Genomic DNA, 1157 nt, shown 5'->3' with positions numbered 1-1157 from the left:
GAGGAGGAAACCAATGAGAACGATCAAGGGGCCGGCGTTGTTCCTGGCGCAGTTTGCCGGCGATGAAGCGCCGTTCAATTCGTGGGAGTCGATCACCAAGTGGGCGGCGGATTGCGGCTACAAGGGGGTCCAGGTGCCGAGCTGGGACGGGCGGCTGATCGATCTTCAGAAAGCCGCCGCGTCGAAAGACTACTGCGACGAATTCAAAGGTATTGCGCGCGACAACGGCATCGAAGTCACCGAACTGTCGACCCATCTGCAGGGCCAGCTCGTTGCCGTGCATCCGGCCTATGACGAGGCCTTCGACGGCTTTGCGGCAGCTGAAGTGCGCGGCAATCCGAAGGCGCGGCAGCAATGGGCGGTCGAGCAGGTGAAGATGGCGCTGTCGGCCTCAAAACACCTGGGCATCAATGCGATGGCGAGCTTCTCGGGCGCTCTGGCCTGGCCCTATCTCTATCCCTGGCCGCAGCGGCCGGCAGGCCTGGTCGAGACCGCCTTTGACGAACTGGCCAGGCGTTGGCGTCCGATCCTCGATCACGCCGAGGACTGCGGCGTCGACATCTGCTACGAGATCCATCCGGGCGAGGACCTGCATGACGGCGTCACCTTCGAGATGTTCCTCGAGCGTGTCGGCAACCATGCGCGCTGCAACATGCTCTACGACCCGTCGCACTACCTGCTGCAGTGCCTCGACTATCTCGACAATATCGACATCTACAAGGACCGGATCCGGATGTTCCACGTCAAGGACGCGGAGTTCAACCCGACCGGACGCCAGGGTGTCTATTCGGGCTACCAGTCCTGGGTCGACCGGGCCGGACGGTTCCGCTCGCTTGGCGACGGACAGGTCGATTTCGGGGCGATCTTCTCGAAGATGGCGGCCAATGATTTCGATGGCTGGGCCGTGGTCGAATGGGAATGCTGCCTCAAGCACCCGGAAGACGGCGCGCGCGAGGGCGCACAATTTGTGAGGGACCACATCATTCGGGTCACCGAGCGCGCCTTTGACGACTTCGCCGATGGCGGCACCGACGAGGCCGCCAACCGCCGCATGCTCGGCATTTCGTAAGCGGGAGATCAAACATGGCTATCCAAGGCTCCAGCACCACCGCCTCGCGGCGGATCCGTCTCGGCATGGTCGGCGGCGGGCGTGACGC

Annotated in this window: 1 protein-coding gene; it reads left to right on the top strand. The window is 63.3% G+C overall.

Features of this window, described 5'->3' with window-relative positions; all coding sequences use genetic code 11:
- Positions 1 to 13 precede the first annotated feature (13 nt).
- Complete coding sequence (locus GTW23_RS23320; protein WP_252917740.1) at positions 14 to 1069, top strand: sugar phosphate isomerase/epimerase family protein; 1056 nt, start codon at positions 14 to 16, stop codon at positions 1067 to 1069.
- Positions 1070 to 1157 lie beyond the last annotated feature (88 nt).

This window comes from Parahoeflea alexandrii (genome assembly GCF_024105735.1).
In the GTDB taxonomy this organism is placed as follows: domain Bacteria; phylum Pseudomonadota; class Alphaproteobacteria; order Rhizobiales; family Rhizobiaceae; genus Hoeflea; species Hoeflea alexandrii.
This window is presented reverse-complemented; position numbering and strand designations above follow the sequence as displayed.